Origin of the sequence: Streptomyces sp. NPDC008092 (assembly GCF_042957285.1) — a bacterium.
GTDB lineage: Bacteria > Actinomycetota > Actinomycetes > Streptomycetales > Streptomycetaceae > Streptomyces.
The window spans coordinates 612761-637877 of sequence record NZ_JBIBHY010000004.1 but is presented as its reverse complement, the minus strand read 5'-3'; the positions used below and the strand labels follow the sequence as shown (position 1 = coordinate 637877).

Here is a 25117-nt window from a genome sequence, read left to right as displayed (position 1 = left end):
GACCAGCCACGACGGCGCCGCGGCCGAACAACGGCGTGTCAGGCCGCCGCCCCCGCCGGAGGCAACGTCCCCGTACGGGCCGCCTCCGCATACCACCGGGCGCTCGACTTCGGCGTCCGCGCAAGCGTCGCGTAGTCGACGTACACCGCACCGAACCGCTTCTCGTAGCCGTACGCCCACTCGAAGTTGTCCATCAGGGACCACAGGTAGTAGCCGCGCACGTCCGCGCCGTCGGCGATCGCCCGGCGCACCGCCGACAGGTGGCCGTGCAGGTAGGCGATGCGCTCCGGGTCGTGGACCCTGCCGTCGGGGTCGGGCTTGTCGTCGTAGGCCGCGCCGTTCTCGGTGACGTAGAGGGGCAGGCCCGGGGCCTCGACGGTGTAGCGCATGATCAGGTCGTGCAGGCCCGTCGGGTCGATCGTCCAGCCCATCTCCGTGCGCTCGCCCGGCGTCTGGTGGAAGGCGACGCCGTCGGCGCCCGGCCAGGGCGAGTGGGCGCTGGCGCCGTGGCCGTCCGCGCGGGGACCGGCGGCCGTGTCGGACGCGGCCGACACCAGGGTGGGCGTGTAGTAGTTCAGGCCGAGGGCGTCCAGCGGCTGGTGGATCGCGGCGAGGTCGCCGTCCAGGACGTACGACCAGTCCGTCACCGACGCGGTCGCCGCGAACAGCGACCGGGGGTACGTGCCGTGCAGGATCGGGCCGTGGAAGACCCCGTTGGCCAGGTCGTCGATGGTGCGGGCGGCGACCAGGTCGGCCGGGCTCTGCGACAGCGGCCGTACCACCGAGGAGTTGAGGCTGATCGCCACCTGGTTGCGGGCCGGCATCACCGAGCGCAGCGCCGACGTGCCCAGGCCGTGCGCGAGGTTGAGATGGTGGGCGGCGCGCAGGGTGGCCGCCGGGTCGGTACGGCCGGGGGCGTGCACGCCGGAGCCGTAGCCCAGGAAGGCGCTGCACCAGGGCTCGTTGAGGGTGATCCACTGTTCCACGCGGTCGCCGAGCGCCTCGCCGACGATGTGCGCGTACTCGGCGAACCGGTACGCCGTGTCCCGCTCCGGCCAGCCGCCCGCGTCCTCCAGCTCCTGCGGCAGGTCCCAGTGGTAGAGGGTGATCGCGGGCTTGATGCCCTTGGCCAGCAGTTCGTCCACCAGACGGCGGTAGAAGTCGAGACCGACCTGGACGGCCGGGCCGCGGCCGGTCGGCTGGACGCGCGACCAGGAGACCGAGAACCGGTAGGCGTTCAGGCCGAGGTCCGCCATCAGCGCCACGTCGTCGCGGTAGCGGTGGTAGTGGTCGACAGCGATGTCACCGGTCTCGCCGCCCGCGGTCTTGCCCGGAGTATGGCTGAAGGTGTCCCAGATCGAGGGGGTGCGGCCGTCCTCCCGCACCGCCCCCTCGATCTGGTACGCGGAGGTCGCGGCGCCCCAGAGGAAGGCGGGAGGAAAGGTCACGGAGGTCATGGGTTCAGGCATGGAAGCGCTCCCATAAGAGGTCGTGGAGACCGACGGGTGAGTGGGTGGGGAGGGGGAGGAGAGGGGGCCGGGACGGCGGTGACCCGGCCCCCCGTCGCACGGGCGGCGGCGCGCGGAAGGGAGGCGGTCAGCCCTTCACGGCGCCCTGCATGATGCCGCCCACGATCTGCTTGCCGAAGATCGCGAACACGAGCAGCAGCGGCAGCGTGCCGAGCAGCGCGCCCGCCATGATCAGGGACTGGTCCGGGGTGTAGCCGCGGCCCAGGCCCGCCAGGGCGACCTGCACGGTCGGGTTGCCGGTCTGGGTGAGGACCAGGAACGGCCACAGGAAGTCGTTCCAGGCCTGCACGAACATCAGCATGCCGAGCACCGCCATCGCCGGGCGCGCCGCGGGGAACACGATGTGCCACACCACCCGCCAGCTGCTCGCGCCGTCCACTCTGGCCGCCTCGATCAGCTCGTCCGGCAGCGCCTGGATCAGGTACTGCCGCATGAAGAACACGCCGAACGCGCTCACCAGGGACGGGAAGATGACCGCCTGCAGCTGGTCCGCCCAGTTCAGCTTGGCGACCATCATGTACAGCGGGATGATGCTCAGCTGCGGCGGCACCATCATCGTGCCGATCACCGTCAGCATCAGGATGTTGCGGCCCCGGAAGCGCAGCTTGGCGAAGGCGAACCCGGCGATCGTCGACAGTACGACGATGGTGATCGCCGAGATGCCCGCCACGATCGTGGTGTTGAGGAAGGCCTGCCCGAGGTTGGCCTCGTTCCACGCCACGTCCAGGTTGTGGAAGAGGTTCCCGCCGAACCAGAACGGCGGCGGGGTCTCGGCCAGCCGGTTGTTGTTCCGGGACGCGGCGATCGCCGTCCACACCAGCGGGAACAGCGAGCCGATGGAGAACAGGACGAGGATCGTGTACGCGATCGGGCCCGCGTGCATGGTGCCGCCGGCACGCGCCGACTTCGGGCGCCGGACCCGCTTGGGCTCGACCGACGGGGAGGGTTTGGTCAGGGTCGTCGTCACGGCCGGTCTCCTAACTACTGGCGCGCAGCCGGCGCGAGATGACGTAGTTGACGATCCCGATCACGATGAGGATCAGGAACATCGTCCAGGCGATGGCGGAGGCCCGGCCCAGGTGCTGGTTCACCCAGCCCTGCTCGTACAGGTACAGGCCGAGCGTCTGGAACTGGTGCTCCGCGCCGCCCGACGCGCCCTTGTTCGCGTCGAAGATCAGCGGCTCGCCGAACAGCTGGCTCGCGCCGATCGTCGAGACGACACAGGTGAACAGGATCGTCGGGCGCAGCTGCGGCAGCGTGACGTGGAAGAACTGCTGCCAGCGCGAGGCGCCGTCCAGGGCCGCCGACTCGTACAGGTCCGTCGGGATGGCCTGCATCGCCGCCAGGTAGATCAGCGCGTTGTAGCCGGTCCACCGCCAGATCACGATCGACGACACGGCTATCTGGGACGGCCACTTGTCGTTCTGCCAGTCGATCTTGCCGACGCCGAAGAAGTGCAGCGCCCAGTTGATCATCCCGTAGTCGCGGCCGAAGAGCAGCACGAAGACGAGCGAGGCGGCGGCGATCGAGGTGGCGTAGGGCGCCAGCATGATGACCCGGTAGAAGGTCGAGGCGCGCAGCTTGTAGTTGAGGATGTGGGCGAGCCCCATCGCCATCAGCAGCTGCGGGACCGTCGAGATGATCCCGATGGTCAGGGTGTTCTTCGCCGCGTTCCAGAAGAAGTCGTCGTCGAAGATCCGGGTGTAGTTGTGCAGTCCCGCCCACTGCATGTCGGTGGGGGCGGTCAGCTCCACCGTGTGCAGCGAGGCCCAGCCCGTGTAGACCAGCGGGAAGAGCCCGAAGGCGAGGAAGAGCACGAAGAACGGCGAGATGAACCCGTACGGGCTCCACTTGATGTCCCGCTGCCAGCGGCGCGAGAGACGGGCGCGGCGCCGCCGCTCCGCCTCCGTGGGGGCGGCGGGCGGGCGGGCCGGGGCCGCGCCCCCCTCCTTCGCGGGGGGCGCGGCGGTGTCGTGCCGGGTGGCCATATCGGTCACTTGTCCAGGCTGTTGTCGATGGTCTTGGTGGCGTTCGCCCAGGCCTCCGCGGCCGTCTTGCCCTTGGTGACGAGGACGACGCCGTTGTTGGCCAGACCGTCCTGGATGATCTGGTCCTTCGGGCCGATGACCTGCACCGGGCTGTTCTTGGCGGCCTCGGCGAAGATCGTGCCGATCGGGGCGTCACCGGTCATGTCGTTCTTGGCGCCGGTCACCGCCGCCGAGGTGTACGTCGACGGCGCGCTCGGGAAGGAGCCCTGCACGCTGAAGAGCTTGGCCTGCTGCTCGGGTGCGGTCAGCCAGGCGACCAGCTTCTCGGCCTCCGCGACGTTCTTGCCGCTCTTGGGCACGGTCAGGAAGGACCCGCCCCAGTTGCCGGCCTGCGGCGCCTGGGCGACGTCCCACTTGCCGGCCGCGTCCGCCTTCGACTGGCCCTTGATGTAGCCGAGCATCCACGGCGGGCAGGACATCACCGCGAACTTGTTGTTGGCGATCGTGCTGTTCCAGGACGGCTGGAACTGGGTCTGCGCCTGGACCAGGCCCTCCTGCGCGGCCTTCGCGGTCTGGTCGAACGCGGTCTTCACGGCCGGGTTCGTCTTGTAGATGATCTTGCCGGAGGAGTCGTAGAACTTGGTGCTCTCACTGGACAGGATCGCGTTCAGCAGACCACCGGGGGAGTCCATGAAGGTGGTGCCGGAGGGCGCCTTCTTCTTGTACTGCTCGCCGACGCTGATGAACTTGTCCCAGCTGCCCGCCCACAGCTTGCTCACCGCGTCGCGGTCGGTGGGCAGGCCGGCCGCCTTGAAGAGGTCCGTGCGGTAGCAGATGGCGAGCGGACCGACGTCGGTGCCGAGCCCGATGGTCTGGCCGCCGCTGGTGGTGGCCTGCTTCCACTTCCAGTCCAGCCAGTTGCTCTCCTTCACCCCGGAGACCTTGGACAGGTCCTCCAGCTTGTCCGCGAACGTGCTGGTGACCTCGGCGATGTTGCTGACCTCGACGGCCTGGACATCCATCAGGCCGCTGTTGGTGGTCAGGTGGTTGACCAGCGCCGGGTAGTAGTTCGCGTTCTGCTCGACCGAGGTGTCCTTGATGGTGATGTTCGGGTGGAGCTTCTCGTACTCCTTGTAGAGCCCGGCCTCCTTGAAGCCGAACGTGCCGAACAGGCCGAGCGTGATCGTCGTCTTGCCCTTGCCGCCGCCGCTGGTGCCGTCGCTGCTGCCGCCGCTGTCGTCGGCACAGCCGGCCAGCAGCGCTCCTCCCAGTGCCAAGACGGCCGCCAGGACCACCGCCCTGTGCGAGGCGGTTCGGGTACGTGCGCGCATTACGTCCTCCTGTTGCCCTGACGTGCCGACCCCCCGGCCAACTGCTCTGTTGGGCCCGTCTGTTTCACGCTGCGGCTCGGGCGGGGAACGTGCGGGATGTGTATGTGTCAGGTACTGTGGGAGCGCTCCCACCGGTGATGTGTTGAAGAGTCGTCGGTTCGGAGCGGGGTGTCAAGGGAGCGAGCACGGCGAACCGCGTTCAGTTATCTGCCTGTTAACTAACTCCGGGGCGTGACGCATCCGGCGGTACATGTCATGACAAATCGGCCGCCGCTGGGCCGGTGGACGGCACTGTTAGATTCCAGGCCAGCGATAGATTCCAGGCCAGCGAGTTGTACGTCGGTGAGGAGGGCGGAGCCCATGGCAAGCCACGGAGCGCGGGGGCGTAGTGGGGGTCGGCCCACCCTCGAAGAGGTGGCCGCGCGTGCCGGGGTGGGGCGCGGCACCGTGTCCCGGGTGATCAACGGGTCGCCGCGGGTCAGCGATGCCACCCGGGCCGCCGTCGAGGCCGCCGTCGCGGAGCTCGGTTACGTGCCGAACACCGCCGCCCGCGCCCTCGCCGCCAACCGCACCGACGCCATCGCCCTGGTCGTCCCCGAGCCGGAGACCCGGTTCTTCGCGGAGCCGTACTTCTCCGACATGCTCCGCGGTGTCGGTGCCGAACTCTCCGACACCGAGATGCAGTTGCTGCTGATCTTCGCGGGCAGCGACCGGGAGCGGCAGCGGCTCGCCCAGTACCTGGCCGCGCACCGCGTCGACGGTGTCCTGCTGGTCTCCGTGCACGCCGACGACCCGCTGCCCGACCTCCTCGCCCAGCTGGAGATCCCGGCCGTGATCAGCGGCCCGCGCTCCGCCGCCGAGACGCTGACCTCCGTCGACTCCGACAACTACGGCGGCGGCCGCTCGGCCGTCGAGCACCTGCTCGGCTCCGGCCGCCGCACCATCGCCCACATCACCGGCCGCCTGGACGTCTACGGCGCCCAGCGCCGCGTCGACGGCTACCGCGACGCCCTGCGCGACGCCGGCCACGAGGTCGACGAACTCCTCATCGCGCCGGGCGACTTCACCGAGGAGGGCGGCCGGCGCGCGATGTCCGTGCTGCTGGAGCGGCACCCCGGCCTCGACGCCGTCTTCGCCGGCTCGGACGTGATGGCGGCGGGCGCCCGCCAGGTGCTGCGCGAGACGGGCCGCCGGATCCCCGACGACGTGGCGCTGGTCGGGTACGACGACTCGGCCATCGCCCGCCACATGGACCCGCCGCTCACCAGTGTCCGCCAGCCGATCGTCGAGATGGGCCGCGCGATGATCGACCTCCTCCTCGCGGAGATCGCCGACCGCCGCCCGGCCGCCTCCCGGGAGCTGGAGCGGCGGCACGCGGTACTGCCGGCGGAGCTGGTGGTCCGGGCGTCTTCCTAGGGGCCCGCACGGCTCCGTCGCAGGGGGGCCGTCACGGCCCTGTCGGCGGCGGGGACGCGGGCGCGCAACCGCATCTCCCGGACCGGGCGTGAGCTGCCGTGGTGGGCGTGGCGGCGGCCGCCCGTGCCCGGGGCGGTCTGCGCCGCGGCGCGTCCGGCGGCGGCCCCGGTACGGGCCGTTCGCCGACCGCGCGTCGACGCGCCGCGGTGTGACCGGCGCTCACTTGGTGGCGTACACGGCGGTGTACCCACCGACGAGGTGACGGGCCTCCACCTTGGCGAAGCCGGCGTCCCGGAGCCACCCGGTGGCGTCCGCGACCGTGTACTCCGACCCGCCCTCGGTGTCGATGAGCATGTTGAGCGACAGCATCAGGCCGTAGGTGTTGTGGCGGCGGTCGTCGTCGATCATGGCGTCGTAGACGATGAGGGTGCCGCCCTCGGGCAGGGCGTCGTAGGCCTTCCGGAGCAGGAACCGGCGCTGCTCCAGGTTCCAGTCGTGGAGGATCTGTCCCATGACGTAGACGTCGGCCTCGGGCAGCGGGTCGGAGAAGAAGTCCCCGCCGTGGAAGGTGAGGCGGCCGGTCAGGCCGTGGGTGGCGACGAACTCCTCGAACACCGGGCCGACGGGGGGAAGCTCGAAGACGGCTCCGGTGAGGTCGGGGTGGGAGCGCAGGACGGCGGCGGGCACGGCGCCGAGGGCTCCGCCGAGGTCGACGACGTGCCGGCGGCCGGTCCAGTCGAAGTCGGCGGCCAGCGCGGCGGCGAGGGGGTGCTGACGCCGTTCATGCCGTTGAGGAAGTTCCGCCAGGCGGCCGGGTCCTGGCTGAGCGTCGCGAAGAACGGGGCACCGCTCTGCGCGACCTCGTTCTGCGGGGTACCGGTCCGCAGCGCGTCGGAGAGGTTGTTCCAGAAGCCGAAGAGACGCGCGCCGGCCATTTCGAGGATCCCGCCCACGTACGACGGTTTGGCCCGGTCCAGGAACGCGTCCGCGGCGGGGGTGTTGCGGTAGGTGCCGTCCTCGTCGCGGGTCAGCACGCCGAGCGAGACCAGGGCGTCCAGGAAGTCCGCGGCGGACCTGGGGTGCAGGCCGGTCTCGGCGGCGATCGACGCACGGTCGCGGCCGCCGTCCGCCAGCGTGGTGAAGACTCCCAGCTCCACTGCGCTGAGCAGCGTCCTGGAAGCCATGAAGCCCAGGCCAAGCTGCAGCAGCGGCTCAGGGGTGATCGGGTCGGTGACCGACATTTCTCTCTCCACTCGGATCAGAGGTTGATTTGTGAACGGTTTTTGGCCAGCGGTCGCCCGCGGCCGTCCGGGACTCAGAGCGTCTTGATCTGGCCGCCGTCGACGACGGTCTCCGTGCCGGTGATGTTCGCGGCGAGGGGGGAGGCGAGGAACAGGGTGAGGTCGGCGATCTCGTGCGCCTCGCTGATCCGTCCGGACGTGATGCCCATGCTCTGCGGTACGACGACGTCCAGCGCTTCCTGCGCGGTGGTCCCGGCGGCCGCGGCGGTGGCGTCGGCGAAGCCGCCCGGCGCGGTCCAGAACGGTGTGCGGACCGGGCCCGGGGCGATGGCGTTGACCCGCACGCCCTGCGGCGCGAACTCCTCGGACAGGGACTTGTTGAGGTTGGTCAGTGCGGCCTTGGCCGCCGAGTAGTCGACCACCATGGGGAACGGCAGCCGGGCGTTGATCGAGCTGATGTTCACGATGGCCGCGTCCCCGGCCGCGATCAGGTGGGGGAGGGCGGCGCGGCTGACGCGGACGGCGCTGAAGAAGGTCAGGTCGAAGATCCGCTGCCAGTCGGCGTCGTCGACCTTGAGGAACGACTCGCGGGGTTCGGCGGCGCCGACGTTGTTGACCAGGATGTCCAGGCGCCCGTGGTGCTCCAGGGCCTGCTGGACCAGGGTCTCCGCCCCCTCCCTGGTGGCCAGGTCGACCGGCACGATCGTGACGTCGTGCTCGGCCGCCAGGGCGTCCAGCTCGGGAGTGGAGGAGCGGCTGCCGGCCACGACCTTGACGCCCTCGCGGGCCAGCTTCCCGACCACGGCCAGGCCGATGCCCTTGCTGGCTCCGGTGACGACGGCGACCTTGTCCTTGAGGTGCAGTTCCATGACGGATCCTTTCTGGATTGATCAATACACAATTTGGGTGCGGCGAACCACGGACGTGGGCGCCGCGGTTTTTCCGGGGTCTCTCAGTCCAGCGCGTGCATCGCCGTGGACAGGGCGTCCTCCATGAACTCCCTCCCCATGCGCGCTCCGCCGACCACGCGGATCCCCTGGATGAACGTGGTCAGGAACCTGGCCAGTTCTCTCGGGCTCTTCTCGGGAGGTATCTCCCCTCGGGCCTGCGCCCGCTCCAGGGCGCCGGTGAGGGCGGACTCGACCTGCCGGATCGCGGTGTTGACGCGGTCCGCCGCCAGGGGCTGGTCGGCACACTGCGTGGCGGTGCTGACCACGAGGCAGCCGCGCGTGGGGTCGGCCAGGTCCGCCTCGATCAGGGCGGTGAGCACCCGGCGGATCGCGGGCCGGATCCCGGGCGTCTCGTCCAGGGTCGTCTCCAGGTCGCGGCCCTGGAGCGAGAGGTAGCGGTCGAGGGAGTGGATGTAGAGCTGCTCCTTCGAGCCGAAGGCCGCGTAGAAGCTGCCGCTGCCTATCGACAGTTCCTTCAGCAGGTCCTGCAGGGAGGTCTCGGCATAGCCCTGGCGCCAGAAGAGGTCCATGGCGCGGTCCACCGCCCGGTCGATGTCGAATTCCCTGATGCGTGCCATGGGGACAGCGTAGCGCGCTTTCTGGAATAGTCAATCCACAATGAGGGGCTCGCTGCGCCGGGCGGTGTCCGTGCAGGTGAGGGTGTGTGTGCCCGGAGCCTGCCGCCGGGGACCGGGACCGCGCCGCAGCACGGTCCGGGTCCCCGGCGACGGCCCGGCCGCGCGACTACTTGGCCAGGAACGCCAGCAGCGCGGCGTTGACCTCCTCGGCGTGCGTCCACAGCAAACCGTGCGGGGCGCCCTCGATCTCGACGTACTCCGCCGAGGGCAGCAGCGCGTGGAAGGGCCGCCCGGTGGCGTCGATCGGCAGGATCCGGTCGGCCGTCCCGTGCAGAATCAGGGCCGGTACGTCGATCTTGGCGACGTCGGCGCGGAAGTCGGTGATCCAGGTGGGCACGCAGGCCACCGAGGCGTACGCCGACGCGCCCGCCGCCACGTTCCAGGAGGCCCGCACGGCCTCCTCGCTGATCCGGCTGCCGAGCGTCTCGTCGAGGTTGTAGAACGCCTCGTAGAAGCCGGTGAAATAGGCGTACCGGTCCTTCGTGACCGCCGCCAGGATGCCGTCGAAGACCGACTGGTCGACGCCGCCCGGGTTGTCGTCGGTCTTGACCAGGAAGGGTTCGAGGGAGGCCAGGAAGGCGGCCTTGGCGACGCGCTGCGAGCCGTACGTCCCCAGGTAGCGGCCGACTTCCCCGGTGCCCATGGAGAACCCGACGAGTACCGCGTCGGTGAGGTCCAGCTCGGTCAGCACCGCGTCGAGATCGGCGGCGAAACTGTCGTAGTCGTAGCCCGTGGTCGGCTGTGACGACCGGCCGAAACCGCGCCGGTCGTAGGTGATGACCCGGTGGCCCGCGTCGAGCAGGGCCGGCAGCTGCTTCTCCCACGAGTGGCCGTCCAGCGGGTAGCCGTGGATCAGCACGACGGGCTGCCCGCTCCCGTGGTCCTCGTAGTACAGCTCGATGTCGGCGGAGTTCTCCTGGCCGACGGTGATGTACGGCATGTCGTTTCCCTTCGTGGGTCGGGTGGACCAGGGGCGCTGCCCGGCCGGGACCACGCCCGGCGCGGCTGACGTCGGGTCAGGAGGCGGCGCGGGCCGGGCGCCGGGTGGCGTCCGTACCCGGGGCGGCGTACGGGCCACGTCAGGACAGCACTCCGGGAGCGGCGTTCGCACCGGGGCCCGACCCCAGCGGGCCGCACCCACCGGAGGAGCCCGCAACCCGAAGGGTGCGGGCGGAAATTGAGACGACCGCTCCGTCCCACGCGGCACCGGGCACCACCGCTCGACCGGACGGGGACCTTTTCCTGCAAGGGTGAGTGACGGGACTCGAACCTGTTTCGTATCCATAGCGTGACCTGCGGCTCTGCTGTGCAGGTGGGTGAATCCGGGCATACGGGTGACGGGTGAAGGCGCTGGATGACGCTGTGCGGCCTCCGGTTTGGCCATGGCCAAACGCTCCCGTTGGAGCCGCTGCCCAGAACAGCCCCCTTGTGTAAGAAGCCTTCGGTGCCGAAGTGGTCCAGCGCGCACGACTGGCGGACGGTCACCGACGCCGAGCGGCAGCGGTGGAACGGTTCTGTTGGTACGAGCTGCAGTGCGAGAAGAGGGGCGGGCGTAACCCGCCCCTCTTGATCGGCTTTCCCTGAACAGCCTCAGCCGATGGCGATCCGGTTCTTCCAGTAGCTCGCGGTGCCGATGACCTCCGTGCCCGAGCCCGAGAGGGCCGCGCGGCTGCCGGAGTAGAAGCGCACGGTGCCGTTGGTGTGGACGGTCCAGATGTCGGGGATGGAGTCGCCGTCGGCGTCCGGCGTGCCGATGAGCAGGTAGATGTTGTCGCTGCCCCAGCCCGAGGTGCCGTGGACGCCGTCCGCGCCGTCGGCGGAGTTGGCGGCGGCAGCCAGGGAGTTCAGGTCCGTGCCACCGCTGCTCGCCTTGATGCCCTTGCGGAAGAGGAGACGGCTGGAGATGTCGGTGCGGTACACCATGTCCGTCACGCCGTCGCCGCTGATGTCCGCCACGGTGACGATGTCCCGCTCGGTCCAGGCGGCGCCGGACAATCGGATCGCCTGGTCGATGGTGGCGCCGTGGTATCCCGTGAAGGCCCACAGCTCGTCGCCCATGGTGGCGAAGAAGTCCGTGCGGCCGTCTCCGGTGGCGTCGCCCGCCGAGACGATCTGGGTGAGAGTCGCGGGGCTGGGCGCGTTCGCCGGGAGGAGGATCTCCACCCGCCGGTCGATGTTGAACGCGCCGTAGCCGTCACCGGGATACACCCACAGCTTGTCGCCGAGCCGGACGACCAGGTCCTGGAGGCCGTCACCGCCGTATACGTCGCCGTTGTGGGTGATCAACGCTCCCTTGAAGTGTCCGGTGGGCGCGGCGACGAAGGGGGGCAGGTCGTCGCCGTTCGGGTCCTTGTCAGGGTTGCTCCGGTAGGCACCCGACATCGAGTAGTCCAGGTCGCCGGTGCCCTTGGTCAGGTCGTTGTCGGTGGCCTGGGACGGGTACATGGCGAGATTGCCGGCGTCGGTGACGACCATCAGGTCGGGCAGTTTGTCGCCCGTGAAGTCGCCGGGGGAGTCGGCCTGGTCGCGAGGGGTGACGTAGAAGAAGTACTTCGTCGGCTGAGAGGGATTGCCCGCGCTGTCGACCGCCCGCACGTACAGCACATGGGGTCCGGCTGTCGGCGGCTTCGCGTTCGCGAGGGTCGCGCTGACGCTCGTGGCCGTACCGGAGACGCGGCTCAGGGAGAAGGGGTAGTTCGCCGAGTTGAAGCCGTACTCGTAGCGGACGACGTCCGTGTTGAGCGCACGCACGGTGAACGAACCGGCCGTTCCGAACTTCTTCGTGGACCAGTTGGCGTCATCGGCGTCGTTGCCGAAGCCGTTCTCGTCGCCGTCGGCGTTCGGGAAGTCGGTGGAGCTGACCTTCGGCGGCTTGGGCGCGGTGGTGTCGAGGACGAACCGGCAGGGCGTCGTGGCCGGCGCGTACGCGGAGCTGGTGTTCGCGTCGTCCACGGCCCGCACCCGCCAGGAGTACAGGGTGCCGTTGGTGAGCTTGCTCGTCGGGAAGTTTGCGGTGGTACGCAGCGCGGTGTCCGTGTCGCCGCCGACCGAGACCTTGCCTGTGGCGCCCAGCAGGTCGCCGGTGGTGTTCCACTTGCCGTGCGGCCACAGGTCGAAGTCCAGATGGTCGAGGTTCTTGTCCTTGTCGGATCCGCGCGCGGTGAACGTCACGTTTCCGGCGCCCATGCGGACGTACGGCTCGGTGGTGGTGCACTTCGCGTCCGGGCCGAGGTCGAGCGACTTGGAGTCGATGGTCGGCTTGCGGTTGTAGACCAGTTCCAGGACCGGGGCGTTGTCGCCGTTCGCCTGGAACTTCTTCCACGCGTACTGCGAACTCTCGTCCGTGGCCCGCAGACCGAACGTGATCGAGTCCTTGCCCTCGTCGGCTCGCTTCTGTGCGGCCTTGCGCACATCGAAGGTCTCATATGCGTCCCGGCATCCGGACTTGTATCCGTGTGCGAAGCTCTTGGACGCGAACTTGTTGCCGTCGTGCAGTCTGGGCGCGTTCTTCCAGTTGGTGTGACCGTCGATCGCGCCCGTGAGGTGGACGCTCATCGATCGGGCGCTGCACGACCAGGAGTATGTCTCCAGCATGCGCAGCTTCGCACTCGTTATCTTCGTGCCCTTGAGATCCTTGTCGAAGGCGATGTTGAAGTACGAGCGCGAAGTGCCCCAGGTGTCCGACTCGAAGCCGACCCGGGCCTCGTGGGTACCGCCCTTGTTGAAGCCCTTGCCGTTGTAGAACGTGGCGTTGGGGTGGCGGCTGTACGCGGTGGTCCAGTTCTGCGTGTGCTTCTTCACCGACGGGTCGACGAACACCGGGTAGGTGGTGGCCGGGTCGGTGAGGAAGTCCGGGTCCGGGGTGAGCAGCCAGTTCGCGCCCGACAAGCCGGCCTCGACGAGTTCACCGCGCGAGTCGGGCGAGGGCCCGTCGAGTCCTGGCAGGCTGAGCGTGGCCGAGGAACCGGTCTGCGAGGGAGCAGGCGTCGGTTCGGCCGGGGCGGACGGCGGTGGGGACTCCGACACCGTGGGCGCGGGGCCGTCCGTGGCCGGCGGGAGGATCTCGGGGTTGGTGTCGCCCTGCTCGTCGGTCTCGATCGGCTCCTCGGCCGGGCTCGTGCTGCCGCTCGGCTCGTCGGAGGCCGAGGTGCTGGGCTGCGGGTTCTCCTCGGCGGTCGGCTGCGCGGTGGCGCCGACGCCGCCGTCGGTGACCGCCGGTGAGCCGGTGCTGTCCCACATCAGCGGGGTCGGTGAGACCGCGACCTCGTTCCCGTAGGCGTTCTCAGCGCCCAGCACACCGGTGACCGGGTCGAGCCGGAAGGTCAGATCGGCGGAGCTGAGGCCGTACGACAGCTGCTGGGCCGCAGGATGACGCCAACCCGCTTGTGGGCAAGGGCTCGTTCACGGACAAGGACGGAAAGGTCCGGCTCAACGGAACCACGTCCGACTTCATCGAGGTCACCTACCAGGACGGAAAGATAGTCGACGTGATCGACTTCGATGCGACGAGTTCCAAGGACGGAAAGGCGCTCCATTACATCCAGGGTGACATCAACGGGAAGATGAATCCCAACGGCAAGGGGCAGGCGAACAACGTGATGTACATCGCCCAAAGTGCCAACCAAGCCAATGATGTTGCCAACAGCTATGCCGGCGACTCTCGGGTCCGTGTGCTGCACCCCGACTCAGGATTCGACACGGGCAGGGTCTTCAACGGAGCGACCGGAAAGCCGAACGCCGCCCGGGTCAGCCCGAGGATTCGTGGCGGTGTGCTGGGCGTCGCCGGATCGCTGATGCCGTTCGCCCAGAGCAACAGCTATGTGCGGAGTTTCGGTGTCTGGGGTGGCCTCTGGGAGATGGGCAAGGACTTCTTCGACCCGTTCGGATTCCATGAGGCCGTGGAGACATCCACGTACAACGGCGCCTGCGATCCGAGGAACTGCGCCTGAGCGCGCCCCGATCCGATCGGTGTGCCCTGCCGGAGAGTTCCGGTGGGGCACACCTTCGTGCACGACGGGTGCTCAGTACGTAGCCATCACCAAGTCGCCGATCACCGACAGCCCGACTTGCGCGGCCAGCCACGGCGCGCGTTCGGCCTCGACCTGTTTGACGTGAACGAAGACCGTGTGGTCGGCCGCGGGTTCCTCCAGTTCGAGATCGCGGGCGTGCACGCACAGCGTCACGAATGCGCCCCTGGCCCCCCCGACGCCCAAGCCCACCTCAGGAGCCGCGGGCCAGCCGGCGAAGTCCCACCGCACCGTGGCCGGACTGCCGCCCAGTGCGTCGAGGAATGCGTCCACCGTTCCCGTCGGCATGGCCCAGCTCTTCAATCGGACGGGGAGGTGTGCCGACGGGTTGTCGCCCTTTGCTGACGAGCCACCCCCGTCGCGTTCGGACCACCATTCCGCGTTCGGCAACAACTCCAGCAGTGCTGACAGGATGTGCGCCGAGGAGATCAGCACCTCGAAATCGACTTCGAGATCCCGGAGATCGGCGATCCCGAGCAGCCGGTCGACAATTCGCAATCCTTCTGAGAGATCAGGGGTTCTAAGGATGGGCTGCGCATATGAGTTGGACATGGCGGCCATCCTGCCACCGATACTTCTTCGCCTGACGGGCCGCCGCAAGCACCGGCTGCGCACCGTACTGATGGTGGCCCGGACAGGGCGGTCCTGCTTTCCTGGCGGCGGGCGGGCGCTGCCCAGCACGACTGCCGGTGAGCGGTCGAGGCGCCACTTCAGCGGCGTGGCCTCAGCGGAATTCGCTGAAGACTCTCTCTGGTCACGATCGTCATCTGACAAGACGGGAGCGCATGAGCACCGTATGCGGTCCGCTCCCCGGTGGCGACGGTGTTGCTGGCCCCTCAACTCGGGCAGTGACAGCGGGCACCGGAACCCTGACCGTTGGCTCTGTCTCCGCATGCGTCAAGCACAGTTTCCTCGTCGTCCGGTTCGGGCTCCCGGACGAAGGCCAGGCCGAGTACGTAGCGTTCGTCGACCGGGCATCGGTCCCAAGCCTGCCGGATCAGTTCGGGACTCTGTCGGGAATCTTGAGGACGGCAGTTGACGATCGTGACGTTGCGTCAGGCTTGTTGGAACGTCCTGCCCTCGTTCCCCAGGAGCCCGATGTGTCCCTCCAGCCTCGCTCCGGAGCCGAGATCCCGCCGCTGACCGCCCGGGTTGCCCGCGCGGCCAACCCCAAGGGCACCACCGCGATGTGGATCCGCGACCGCCTCGATGGCCTCTGGAGTGACGTGGACTTCACCGCCTGGTACCCGCGTGACGGTTCACCTGCCCAGCTCGCCACCGTCTGCCTGCTGCAGTACGCGATGAACCTCTCCGACCGCCAGGCCGCCGAGGCGGTGCGCTGCCGAATCGACTTCAAGTACGCCCTAGGACTGGACCTGGACGATCCCGGCTTCCAGCACAGCGTCCTGTCCGACTTCCGCGACCGGCTCGCCGAAGGCGACCACGCCGACCGGCTACTGTGCCTCGCACTCACCCGGATCCGACGGGCCGGCCTGCTCAAGGGGCGCGTCACGCAGCGCACCGAATCCACTCACGTCCTGTCCGCCGCACGGGAGCTGACCAGCCTGGAGCTGGTGACCGAGGCGGTCCGCGCCGTGCTGGAAGAGGTGGCCCGCGACGCGCCAGAGGTGCTGGATGAGCTGGTCACCGCCGAATGGGCCCAACGCTACGGCCCGGCCGGTTCGCCTGTGCTCCCAGCCCAGCCACCCCGTCGCCCGCCTGGAGCAGGTGGGCAACGACACTCGCGAACTGCTGCAACATCGTGACGGCCGGTTCCCCGGCGGCGCTCCGGCACAGGCGAAGGTGCTCCGGACGATCCTGGTGCAGCACTTCCTGGTGGATGCCAAGGGGCGGTTCAGGCCGCGTACGAAGCGCGACGGCCGGCCGCCCTCCCGGATTCAGACCGAGTCGCCGTATGACACCGAGGCGCGCTGGATGCGGCGCGGCGACACCCGCTGGACCGGCTACCTCGTGCACGTGACCGAGACCTGCGACGACAAGCGGATCAACGTCATCACCGACGTGGCCACCGCCGTCTCCAGCGCGGACAGCCAGGCACTGCCCGGCATCCACGCCCGCCTCAGGCGGCTGCGCCTGCTGCCCAGTCAGCACCTGGTCGACGGCGGTTACACCTCCGTGGCCGGCATGGACGAAGCCGCCCGCCTGCGCCGCGTCACTGTGATCGGGCCGCTTCCGCCCAGCACCACCCCGCAGCACCGGGCCAACGACGGATTCGGCCGGGAGAACTTCATCATCGACTTCGACCAGCGCGAGGTAACCCGCCCCAACGGGCAGGTCAGCGGCAACTGGCAGGACCTGCCGGTGGCCGAGCCGACCAAGGTCACGGTCCGGTTCGACGCCCGCCAGTGCGGCCGCTGCCCCGAGCGGGCCAAGTGCACTCCAGGTCCGTTTCGCAGCCTGTACTTTCCGACCCGCCGCCTGCACGAACTCCAAACCAAGAACCGCGCCGACCAGAAGGATGCGGACTGGCGGAGACTCCACGGGCGACGCTCGGGGGCCGAGGCACCATCGAGGAGTTCGCGGACGGCCACCGCGGACGCCGGTGCCGCTACCGAGGCCTGGCCAAGACGCACGTCCAGCACGTCCTGACCGCACTCGCGATCGACGTCGAGCGGCTGAGCCTTCAAGAACCCGCCGACGGCTTGTACCGGCCCCGCCCTCCCACAGCATTCCAGCAGTACCTCGACGCACGCGACTTACCCCGGCCGCTGTGGTGGCGCCAAGGGAAGTGACGCCCGTCCTCAAGATTCCCGACAGAGTCACTCATTCATGGTCCAGAGGCCGAACTGCGCGACTCCGCACGGGTGATCGCGGGACGGTACGGCCGCGGGGACGGTTCCCGGTGCCGGTGCCGGTGCCACGGGCGGACGACCCGGCCCGCGAGCCCTACCCGCTCGGCCACGGGCCGACGTGACCCGGGCGGTCTCGTGCGTCAACCCGTGGGTTGACGCCAGGTATCAAACCAGGAGTCAACCCACGGGCCGAGGCCGTGCGGCGCCGCGGGCGGCAATCTCTTCCCCATGACGACGACCGACTACCTCATCTCCGCCGCCCTGATCCTTCTGGTGATTCCGCAGATGCGCGGCGGCCGTCTGACGCCCCGCACGCTCCTGCTGCCGCTGGTGTCCGTCAGCGCCGCGGCCGCGCACTACCTTCATTCCTTCCCGACCGAGGGCCACGACGTCCAGCTGGACCTCTTCGGCGTCACGCTGGGCATAGTGCTCGGACTGGCCAGTGGACTGGCCACCCGCGTCAGCCTGACCGAGGACGGCGCCGCGTACTCCAAAGCCGGGTGGCTGGCCGCCCTTCTGTGGGTGCTGGGCATGGGCGCGCGCTCGGCCTTCGTGTACTGGGCCGAGCACAGCGGCGCTCACACCATTGCGCAGTTCAGCCGCGACAACCTGATCACCGGCACCGCCGCCTGGACCGCCGCGCTGCTGCTGATGGCCGTCACTCAGGTGGTGTGCCGCCTGGTGGTGGTGCGCGTCCGGGCCCACCGGCTCACCTCCCCCCTTGTCACCCCCGCCGTGGCCTGAAGCGTGGCACCCGGCGGACCGCCGCTCGCAACACACTCCGCCCCGGTCCGGTTCCGCGTTCGCTGGCCCGGGCCGGGCTTTGCGATCAGCGGCGCAGCGTGCATCTATTCTTCAGAAGTGACGGACATACTTCAGCCGACGGGCCCGGTCAGTCCACGGCTGGCCGTGGCTCTCGCCAGCGCCCGGGAGCGACGCGAAGGCAGGGGCCGGCGTATGCAGCCCGTGTTGTGGGGAGTCATGGCCGCCATCGCCGTCCAGTCCCTGCACGCTTCCCCCGCCCCCGGCGTCAGAGGCAGGCACCTGGCAGTCACCCTGGTGCTCGTCGGCTGTCTGCTGCCCATGGCCACGGTCGCGTCGAACCTGTGGCCCCTCACCGGTCGTCCTGCCCGCTGCCTGGTGTTCTGCGTGCTGGTGGGCGGCTTCGGGTTTGCTCTGGGCATCCTGCAGCCCGGCTCGATGTCCACCCTGCCACCGTCCGTCGTGGTCCTGACGGCCTTCCTCATCCTGGAGCGGCGGACGGCCACCGTGCTCGCGGTCGTCGTCATGGGCTGTCTGACCGGCGCGGCGGCCGCCGGGTTGGACGGCGGTACCGACAACTTCCTGCATCAGGTCCTGTTCGGCGTCCTCCTGGCCGTCGTGGGCATCGTGGTGCGGCAGTCGATCATCAACGAGGTGGCCGTCACCGTGCTGCTGGCCCAGCTCGAGGACGCCAGGGAGGCGGAGACCGAGGCGGCGGCGCTGGCCGAACGCACCCGTATCGCCCAGGATCTGCACGACGTGCTCGCCCATACTCTGTCCGGACTGGCCGTGCAGATACAGGCCGCCCGGCGGATGGCCCGGCGCGACGAGGCGAGCGGGGATCTGCGGGGGCTGCTGGACCGGGCCGGTGAGCTGGTCAAGGAGGGTGTGGCCGATGCGCGCCGGGCTGTGCGGGCGTTGCGCGGCGAGCGCGTGCCCTCTCTCGAGCGGCTGCCCGAACTGGTCGAACGCTATCGGGTGGACCTGGAGCTCGACGTGACGCTGTCCGTGATCGGGCCGCACCGGGAGCTGCAGCCCGACGTTGGTGAAGCCCTGTACCGCGGTGTGCAGGAGGCGTTGACCAATACGGTCCGTTACGCACGCGATGCGCAGGCCACGGTGACGCTCGTCCATGAGCCCAGGGCCACAGTCCTGACCGTCGAAGACCGCCGCACCGGGCCGGGACCGGTCCGGGCGGCACTGGCCGAAGGCTCCGGCCTGGGGCTGACCGGCATGCGCGAACGCGTGACCGGGGTCGGCGGCACCCTGCACGCGGGGCCGACAGCGCATGGGTGGGAAGTACGGATGGAGATACCCGCGTGACGGAGCCCGGCGAGACGGCACCTGACGGCGAGAAGATCAGAGTACTGGTCGCGGACGATCAGCAGATCGTACGCAAGGGCCTGGTCCTGCTGATCGACATGCTGGACGGCATCGAGGTGGTCGGCGCAGCCCGTGACGGTGCGGAAGCGGTGCTGCTCGCCGGACAACTGGCCCCGGACGTAGTACTGATGGACCTGAACATGCCGATCCTCAACGGTGTCGCGGCCACTGCGACACTGCGTGAGCAGGTGCCCGGCTGCAAGGTACTCGTGCTGACCACCTACGCCGACGACGACTCCGTCTTCCCGGCACTGCAGGCGGGAGCGCGGGGCTATCTCACCAAGGACGCCGACGACGACGCGATCGAGGACGCCATCCGCAGCGTCCACGATGGCCGTATCTGGCTCGATCCTGAGGTACAGGCCCGCCTGGTCGCGGCCGTGCAGACCAGCGAGGTCGCACCGCCCGCCGCGCAGCGAAAACAGGCCCACACGCCGCAAACTCCCGAACGTTCGCACGTTCTGACCCCGCGCGAGACCCAGGTACTCACCCTCATCGCCCGGGGCCTGTCCAACGCGGAGATCTGTGCCCGGCTCGTCGTCAGCCCGGCCACGGTGAAGACACACATCAACCGCATCTTCACCAAGATCGGCGCAGCCGACCGTGCCCAGGCCGTCGGCTACGCCTATCGGAACAACTTGGTCGAGCCCTGGGACTAAAGACGCCACGACGGACGGCGGCCGGCAATGGCCCGCCGCCGTCCCAGTTCGGCGAAGTGGCAAGGGCTCTTCGTCGTCAAAGGGACGCTCGGTCAGGGAGAGCAGGCGCACGGAGCAGCCGGTGTCGCGTTTCATTCGATCTTGCCGTCAGGTGACGGACTGACCTGCGGAGATGCAAAGTCGAGTGAGACGCGCCTACGCCGCCATCCGCCACGACCTCATCCACGGCACGGCCCTGGCTCCGGACTTCGCCCACGCCGTCAGGCGCCACCGGCTCCTGGACGCGATTCAGCGCTCCGCCGCCACGGGGCAACGAGCCACCACCCACATCTGACCAGGCCGAGGGCCTGCCTGAACTGCTTTCGTTCGTGAATGGGGTTGTTGGTGATCAGGTGGCGGTGACGGCTGGGCTGCCGCGTGACCTCGGACCGCCGCCGACACCAACGTGACCCTCCGTCACTCCAGCGCCAAAAGTGAGCCAGAACCCAAATTCAGCCGTTGCGGCAAACGGCCTGCAACGAGCCGACGGGCCTCCGAGCGCCTCGGTCAGCGCGGGCCACCGACATTGCTGTCGACCGCAGCTTTGGTGGCTTGGCTGCCAGCCCCCGACAAAACGGCGCACTTCTTAACCATGCACGGACGGGCGCAGACGCGGGAACAGCTGCAGGCTGGCTTCGGCGTCAGTGCCGCGACGGTTTACTCCGCATCCGCAGCACGACTGCCCTCCTCTCAGGATCCCGTCACTCACCGGCGGATCGATGCACAGAAGCCGCACAGTCTGTGACTGGATGCATGCGTTGAGTGAGATTCTATACGGGCTTACGGCTGTCGCCCCTTCCTGGGCGACTCGAATTCCGGGTGTATGCGCCGCAGTTCGGCCGTGACCAAACGACAAACAGGCCCCTGATCTGCGTTTCCGCAGGGCAGGGGCCTGTCATGCAAGGGTGAGTGACGGGACTCGAACCTGTCTCCTATCGCTATCGTGACCTGCGGCTTTACTGGGCAGGTAGGTAAATCAGGGCATACAGGTGACGGGTGATGCCGCTGGATGACGCTGTGCGGCATCCGGTTCGGCCATGGCCAAACACCCCCGTTACCACTCGTGCGACGCTCCGCCGGTGGGCGACGGGCGTCGCGGCGCCGGCAGCAGGCCGCATCGAGGACCTCATCTGCGCCATCTGCTCGCGAGATCCCCGCGCGTGCGCACTCCGAGTTTCCGATAGATCTTTCCCAGGTGGTACTCCACTGCCTTCGCACTGATCAGCAGCTTCTCCGCGACCTGGCGGTTGGTCAGCCCGGACGCGACCAGCCCGGCCACCGTCACCTCACGTTCTGTCAAGGCGACGTCGGGGCGCGGCGACGTTCCTCGGGTGACGGCCTCCCGGTCCTGGACGCAGTTCCGGACGAACGCGCGGGCGCCGAGCGAAGCGAAGTCGTCCTGGGCCCGCTGGAGCCGACCGAGGCCGGTCGCCGTCCGCCCGAGGGTGCACAGGAACCGGCCGTACGCATGGTCCAGTTGCGCGCGATGCACGGGCGGCACCTGGGCGCGGTCCTCCGCGGCCAGCAAGCCCGCCTCGTACTCGTCCTGGGCCGTGGTCGGGTCGCCCCGGAGTTCGGCCGCCCGACCCGCGAGCCGATGGAAGGTGACCATCAGGTACGGGCTGTGCGGCGCGTGTGCGCGCAGCTGTGCCAGGCCTGCCTCGGACGCGGTGCTCGCCGCGGTCTCGATCGCCGCTTCCACGTACACCGGCAGCCACAGCGGGGCGAACTTGGCCGGCGCGTCCTCCAAGCCGGCGGAGTCGGAGGTCAGCCGAGTGATCGCGGTCAGGATGTCCGCGTGGCGACCATGCGCCAGCATGGCGACGGCGTCCGCACACGTGGCGATGGTGAGACGGTCGGGTTCCGCCCAGCCGGGCCCCCTTCCGATCGCCGACGCAGGCGTTCCGGGCCGCGGTGCCGCGCCCGCCGCGCGAACGGCCGAGAGCATGGCCCGGAGCGCCGGCCCCGCCGTATCGCCGAGGGTCCTGTCGATGCCGTCCACCGCGGAATCGGCCTCCTGCCAGCTTCCCAGCAGGAAGTGTGCGATCGCCAGCCGCTCCAGCGCTCGCAGCCGGTCCGGATGCCCGAGAGGCGTGTCGTGCCGTCGGACAAGGGAATCCAGGTCACGGGCACCCGCTTCCAGATCGCCCGCCAGCATGCGGCACTCACCGCGCAACAGCAGCAGTCCGGAGTCCCGGATCTCCGGTAGGGGAGTCCGGTGCCCCGGCGACGTGGTGTTCGTCCCGGCGGCCGGTGCGGATGCGTCGAGGGAGCGCAGTACCCCGTGCGGGCCGTACTTGTAAGACCGGCCCACCAGCAGCAGACGCCGAGCCGTGTGGATCTGGACCGCGTCACCGCTCGCGGCGTCCAGCGCTCTGGTCGCCGCGTTGACGGCGATCGCGCCCCGTGCCGTGCGGCATGCCACAGCGGCCTCCATGGTCTCGATCGCCGCGGCGGCCGACAGGTCCCGGTCCCCGCGCGAGCGTGCGGAAGGCACATGGTCCGCATCCGCATCCGTGCCCGAGTCCGTGCCCGCATTCGTATCCGCATTCGTATCCGTGTTCGCACGGGCGTTCTCGGCGGCGAGGGCGCGGGACGCGGCTCGCAGGTGGTCGACGGCGGTACCGAGACGGTGTTCGAGCAAGGCCCGGCCCGCCAGCGCGCAGTACCGCAGCGGCGAAGGAGGCAGCGCCTCGACCCGCGTCCACAGACCGTCGTTCCCGGACTCCTCGGCATACACCTCGTGCATCGCGGCCAGGAGCAGTCGCCGCTCCCGCTCTCCCCGGTCCGCGGTCAGATCTGCCGCCCACAGCAGCAGTTGCCGACTTGGCACGCCGACCTCGTCCGCCAGCGCGCTTCCGCCGAAGGCGGCCTCCTCCAGGGCGGCGGCCAGCGCGGGATCGGGGCGGTCGGCCGCCCGAGCACGGTGGGCCAACGCCGGACGCGCGTCGAGCGCCTCCGCGGCGGCCCGGTGCAGGGCCCGCCATCTCGTCGGGGTCAGCCGCGCGCGCACCCGGCGGTAGTCGCTCTCTCGTGCGAACGCTATCCGGCCCGAGCCCTGCGGGCCACCGACCGACACGACGAGTCCGAGGCCGAGCAGCAGGTCGAAGATCTGGGCGGCCGCCGGAACCGCGGCAACGCGGGCCACCGTGGCCAGCGGGTACTCCCCGGCCAGCACGCACAGCGCCTCCAGGAACGCGTTGCCGTCCTGGCACAGGCTGTCCGCGGCCGGCAGACGTCGTCCGGTGTCGTCCTCGGACACGACCTGCTCGCCCGGTTCCCGGAGTTCACAGGGTTCCCGGTACATGTCGGGTGTGAACCTGCCTCTCGAACCCGCTGGGAACGGGAGTGCGCGGATGCGCTCACCGCCGCCGCCTTCGGCACGGCTCCGGGACACACGCGGGTTTCATGGTGTCGGAGCCCCCGCACAGGACGCTGACCGGCTCGGTCGTCAGCTGACGGAAGGGACCGGTCCTCGACTGCGCTCGTCGTGTTGCATCATCGCGCACCGGAACCTGCTCCGTTGCCCGCTCTCGCGCGCACGCCGACCGGAGCCGGCGGGACGAATACTGATCGTCGACGGCCGAGTGATCACCTCGTGGACCATGCGCGGTGCCCTCGGCCGCACCTGACATCTCGGTGTTCGTCCGACACCTCAGTGTTCGTTCCCGGCGGTTCTGAAAGAGGGGCAGAGGGGCAGTGCCTACCTACCATTCCCCTGGCGTCTACGTGGAGGAGGTCTCCTCGGGCTCGCGGCCCATCGAGGGCGTGGGCTCCGCGTTGTGCGCCTTCGTGGGGTTCACCGAGCGCGGGGTCTCCAACCAGCCCACGCTGGTGACCAACTGGACGCAGTACACCAAGGCTTTCGGCGGCTTCGTCGACGGTGCGCACCTTCCGCAGTCGGTCTACGGGTACTTCCTGAACGGCGGCGGGGCCGCGTACGTCGTGCGCATCGGCGCCACCGACACGCACGACGAGGAGCAGGCGTCCCCGAACGGCCGAGCGGCTGGGAGCGCGGGGGCGCTCGACTCCGTCGCCCGGGGGGAAGTGCCCGCGGCGGGAAGCGGCGAGCGTCCGGCCCTCCAGGCCAGGGCGCTGGCCCTCGGGGAAGCGGGCAACGGGCTGAGCGTGGAGATCGCCGACGCGAGCGAACCCGGCGAGGAACTGTTCAAGCTGGTCGTCCGCAGGGAAGACCGCGAGGCGGAGGTCTTCGACAACCTCTCACTGCGGCGCGGACCGCGGAACGCCGCCACGGTCGTCAAGGAGTCCTCGGAACTCATCGCCCTGGACGAGGTCAAGGGCGCGTCGGCACTGGTACCGGCGAAGGGCGCACGGGTCGTGCTGAGCGGGGGAGCGTCCTCGGCGGCGGCCGTCGTGCCGCAGGGGCCGATCCCGGCCCGGATCACCCCGGCCGACTATGTCGGGGACACCGCCGACCGCACGGGCTTCGCCGGGCTTGAGGCGATCGAGGACGTCACCATGCTCTGCGTCCCCGACCTGATGGCCGCCTACCAGCACGGGGCTGTGGACCTCGACGGGGTCAAGGCCGTGCAACTCGCCATGATCGCGCACTGCGAGCTGATGGCGGACCGGGTGGCGATCCTCGACCCGCCGCCGGGGCTCGGCGCCCAGCAGGTCAGGGACTGGCGGATGGACGCCGCCGGCTACGACTCCAAGTACGCGGCACTGTACTGGCCCTGGTTCAAGGTCGTGGACCCGGTCACGGGCAGTCCGACGCTCATTCCTCCCAGCGGCTACATCGCCGGGGTGTGGGCGCGCAGTGACGAGACCCGCGGTGTGCACAAGGCCCCGGCGAACGAGGTGGTCCGCGGCGTGATCGACCTGGAGACCAACATCACCCGGGGCGAGCACGACCAGCTCAACCCGGTGGCCGTCAACTGCGTCAGGTCCTTCCCCGGTCAGGGTATCCGGGTGTGGGGCGCGCGGACGCTCTCCAGTGACCCCGAGTGGCGCTACCTGAATGTGCGCAGGCTGTTCAACTTCGTGGAGAAGTCCATCCTCGACGGCACCAACTGGGTCGTGTTCGAGCCCAACGACCGCTTCCTGTGGGGTTCGGTACGCCGCACCATCACGATGTTCCTGCGCCGGGTCTGGCGCAGCGGGGCGCTGTTCGGCCGTACCCCGGAGGAGGCGTTCTTCGTCAAGTGCGACGAGGAGAACAACCCCCCGGAGAACCGGGACGCCGGGATCCTCACCGTCGACATCGGGATCGCCCCGGTCAAGCCGGCGGAGTTCATCGTCTTCCGGGTCTCGCAGTACGCGCAGGGCGCGGCCCTGGAGGAGTGAGTCAGAGCCTGCCCGCGCCGAGAGGAGACCGCAC

Annotated in this window: 20 protein-coding genes and 1 pseudogene; 9 read left to right on the top strand and 12 right to left on the bottom strand. The window is 69.5% G+C overall.

Going from position 1 to position 25117, the window contains the following annotated elements; genetic code table 11:
- Window positions 1-38: 38 nt before the first annotated feature.
- The 4 genes from ACFZB3_RS15805 to ACFZB3_RS15790 all read right to left on the bottom strand — a co-directional run bounded on the left by ACFZB3_RS15805 (window position 39) and on the right by ACFZB3_RS15790 (window position 4848).
- Window positions 39-1457 (bottom strand): GH1 family beta-glucosidase, encoded by a 1419-nt coding sequence (locus ACFZB3_RS15805; protein ID WP_391375827.1) that lies wholly within the window; start codon window positions 1455-1457, stop codon window positions 39-41.
- A gap of 139 nt (window positions 1458-1596) precedes the next feature.
- On the bottom strand, window positions 1597-2496 hold the full coding sequence (locus tag ACFZB3_RS15800; RefSeq protein WP_391375432.1) for an ABC transporter permease subunit: 900 nt from the start codon (window positions 2494-2496) through the stop codon (window positions 1597-1599).
- A 10-nt stretch (window positions 2497-2506) separates the two neighbouring features.
- Window positions 2507-3517, bottom strand: coding sequence for an ABC transporter permease subunit (locus ACFZB3_RS15795; RefSeq protein WP_391375824.1), 1011 nt, complete (start codon window positions 3515-3517; stop codon window positions 2507-2509).
- A 5-nt stretch (window positions 3518-3522) separates the two neighbouring features.
- Window positions 3523-4848: an extracellular solute-binding protein gene (locus ACFZB3_RS15790; protein ID WP_391375429.1), complete on the bottom strand. Its 1326-nt coding sequence runs from the start codon at window positions 4846-4848 to the stop codon at window positions 3523-3525.
- Between the two features lie 360 nt (window positions 4849-5208).
- Between ACFZB3_RS15790 and ACFZB3_RS15785 the strand changes: the two genes are divergently transcribed.
- Window positions 5209-6264 (top strand): substrate-binding domain-containing protein, encoded by a 1056-nt coding sequence (locus tag ACFZB3_RS15785; protein WP_391375426.1) that lies wholly within the window; start codon window positions 5209-5211, stop codon window positions 6262-6264.
- Between the two features lie 219 nt (window positions 6265-6483).
- On the opposite strand, the gene ACFZB3_RS15780 is transcribed toward ACFZB3_RS15785, so the two are convergent.
- The 6 genes and pseudogenes from ACFZB3_RS15780 to ACFZB3_RS15755 all read right to left on the bottom strand — a co-directional run bounded on the left by ACFZB3_RS15780 (window position 6484) and on the right by ACFZB3_RS15755 (window position 13389).
- Window positions 6484-7017, bottom strand: a complete 534-nt coding sequence (locus tag ACFZB3_RS15780) for a methyltransferase (protein ID WP_391375821.1) — start codon at window positions 7015-7017, stop codon at window positions 6484-6486.
- Window positions 7018-7286: 269 nt separating this feature from the next.
- Window positions 7287-7448, bottom strand: a pseudogene (locus ACFZB3_RS15775) (methyltransferase dimerization domain-containing protein); the annotation flags it as partial.
- 131 nt (window positions 7449-7579) lie between these two features.
- Complete coding sequence (locus ACFZB3_RS15770; protein WP_391375423.1) at window positions 7580-8374, bottom strand: oxidoreductase; 795 nt, start codon at window positions 8372-8374, stop codon at window positions 7580-7582.
- 83 nt (window positions 8375-8457) lie between these two features.
- Entirely contained in the window at window positions 8458-9033 is a 576-nt protein-coding gene (locus ACFZB3_RS15765) for a TetR family transcriptional regulator (protein WP_391375420.1), read from the bottom strand.
- A 166-nt stretch (window positions 9034-9199) separates the two neighbouring features.
- Complete coding sequence (locus tag ACFZB3_RS15760; protein WP_391375417.1) at window positions 9200-10033, bottom strand: alpha/beta fold hydrolase; 834 nt, start codon at window positions 10031-10033, stop codon at window positions 9200-9202.
- A 650-nt stretch (window positions 10034-10683) separates the two neighbouring features.
- The gene (locus ACFZB3_RS15755; protein ID WP_391375415.1) at window positions 10684-13389 is read right to left on the bottom strand and encodes a DNRLRE domain-containing protein; all 2706 of its coding nucleotides are present in this window, start codon (window positions 13387-13389) and stop codon (window positions 10684-10686) included.
- Between the two features lie 89 nt (window positions 13390-13478).
- Here ACFZB3_RS15755 and ACFZB3_RS15750 point away from each other — a divergent pair, with 89 nt between their 5' ends.
- Entirely contained in the window at window positions 13479-14042 is a 564-nt protein-coding gene (locus tag ACFZB3_RS15750) for a hypothetical protein (protein ID WP_391375412.1), read from the top strand.
- A gap of 72 nt (window positions 14043-14114) precedes the next feature.
- On the opposite strand, the gene ACFZB3_RS15745 is transcribed toward ACFZB3_RS15750, so the two are convergent.
- Window positions 14115-14672 (bottom strand): hypothetical protein, encoded by a 558-nt coding sequence (locus ACFZB3_RS15745; protein WP_391375410.1) that lies wholly within the window; start codon window positions 14670-14672, stop codon window positions 14115-14117.
- A gap of 548 nt (window positions 14673-15220) precedes the next feature.
- Here ACFZB3_RS15745 and ACFZB3_RS15740 point away from each other — a divergent pair.
- The 6 genes from ACFZB3_RS15740 to ACFZB3_RS15715 all read left to right on the top strand — a co-directional run bounded on the left by ACFZB3_RS15740 (window position 15221) and on the right by ACFZB3_RS15715 (window position 20071).
- Window positions 15221-15886: a transposase gene (locus ACFZB3_RS15740; RefSeq protein ID WP_391375407.1), complete on the top strand. Its 666-nt coding sequence runs from the start codon at window positions 15221-15223 to the stop codon at window positions 15884-15886.
- Window positions 15849-16730, top strand: coding sequence for a transposase (locus ACFZB3_RS15735; protein WP_391375404.1), 882 nt, complete (start codon window positions 15849-15851; stop codon window positions 16728-16730). The genes ACFZB3_RS15740 and ACFZB3_RS15735 overlap by 38 nt, the downstream gene beginning before the upstream one ends.
- 431 nt (window positions 16731-17161) lie before the next feature.
- The gene (locus tag ACFZB3_RS15730; protein ID WP_391375401.1) at window positions 17162-17677 is read left to right on the top strand and encodes a hypothetical protein; all 516 of its coding nucleotides are present in this window, start codon (window positions 17162-17164) and stop codon (window positions 17675-17677) included.
- A 237-nt stretch (window positions 17678-17914) separates the two neighbouring features.
- On the top strand, window positions 17915-19018 hold the full coding sequence (locus ACFZB3_RS15725; protein ID WP_391375398.1) for a histidine kinase: 1104 nt from the start codon (window positions 17915-17917) through the stop codon (window positions 19016-19018).
- The gene (locus tag ACFZB3_RS15720; RefSeq protein WP_391375396.1) at window positions 19015-19737 is read left to right on the top strand and encodes a response regulator; all 723 of its coding nucleotides are present in this window, start codon (window positions 19015-19017) and stop codon (window positions 19735-19737) included. The genes ACFZB3_RS15725 and ACFZB3_RS15720 overlap by 4 nt, the downstream gene beginning before the upstream one ends.
- Window positions 19738-19921: 184 nt before the next feature.
- Window positions 19922-20071, top strand: coding sequence for a hypothetical protein (locus tag ACFZB3_RS15715; RefSeq protein ID WP_391375394.1), 150 nt, complete (start codon window positions 19922-19924; stop codon window positions 20069-20071).
- A gap of 831 nt (window positions 20072-20902) precedes the next feature.
- Here the strand turns inward: ACFZB3_RS15715 and ACFZB3_RS15710 are convergent.
- On the bottom strand, window positions 20903-23083 hold the full coding sequence (locus ACFZB3_RS15710; protein ID WP_391375391.1) for a LuxR C-terminal-related transcriptional regulator: 2181 nt from the start codon (window positions 23081-23083) through the stop codon (window positions 20903-20905).
- 392 nt (window positions 23084-23475) lie between these two features.
- Between ACFZB3_RS15710 and ACFZB3_RS15705 the strand changes: the two genes are divergently transcribed.
- Window positions 23476-25083: a phage tail sheath subtilisin-like domain-containing protein gene (locus ACFZB3_RS15705; protein WP_391375388.1), complete on the top strand. Its 1608-nt coding sequence runs from the start codon at window positions 23476-23478 to the stop codon at window positions 25081-25083.
- The last annotated feature ends 34 nt before the right edge of the window (window positions 25084-25117 follow it).

Coding starts and splice junctions, on each gene's coding strand:
- ACFZB3_RS15805 (WP_391375827.1), bottom strand. CDS start 1,457: ATGACCTCCGTGACCTTTCCTCCCGCCTTCCTCTGGGGCGCCGCGACC.
- ACFZB3_RS15795 (WP_391375824.1), bottom strand. CDS start 3,517: ATGGCCACCCGGCACGACACCGCCGCGCCCCCCGCGAAGGAGGGGGGC.
- ACFZB3_RS15790 (WP_391375429.1), bottom strand. CDS start 4,848: ATGCGCGCACGTACCCGAACCGCCTCGCACAGGGCGGTGGTCCTGGCG.
- ACFZB3_RS15785 (WP_391375426.1), top strand. CDS start 5,209: ATGGCAAGCCACGGAGCGCGGGGGCGTAGTGGGGGTCGGCCCACCCTC.
- ACFZB3_RS15770 (WP_391375423.1), bottom strand. CDS start 8,374: ATGGAACTGCACCTCAAGGACAAGGTCGCCGTCGTCACCGGAGCCAGC.
- ACFZB3_RS15765 (WP_391375420.1), bottom strand. CDS start 9,033: ATGGCACGCATCAGGGAATTCGACATCGACCGGGCGGTGGACCGCGCC.
- ACFZB3_RS15760 (WP_391375417.1), bottom strand. CDS start 10,033: ATGCCGTACATCACCGTCGGCCAGGAGAACTCCGCCGACATCGAGCTG.
- ACFZB3_RS15745 (WP_391375410.1), bottom strand. CDS start 14,672: ATGTCCAACTCATATGCGCAGCCCATCCTTAGAACCCCTGATCTCTCA.
- ACFZB3_RS15730 (WP_391375401.1), top strand. CDS start 17,162: ATGACGACGACCGACTACCTCATCTCCGCCGCCCTGATCCTTCTGGTG.
- ACFZB3_RS15725 (WP_391375398.1), top strand. CDS start 17,915: ATGGCCGCCATCGCCGTCCAGTCCCTGCACGCTTCCCCCGCCCCCGGC.
- ACFZB3_RS15710 (WP_391375391.1), bottom strand. CDS start 23,083: ATGTACCGGGAACCCTGTGAACTCCGGGAACCGGGCGAGCAGGTCGTG.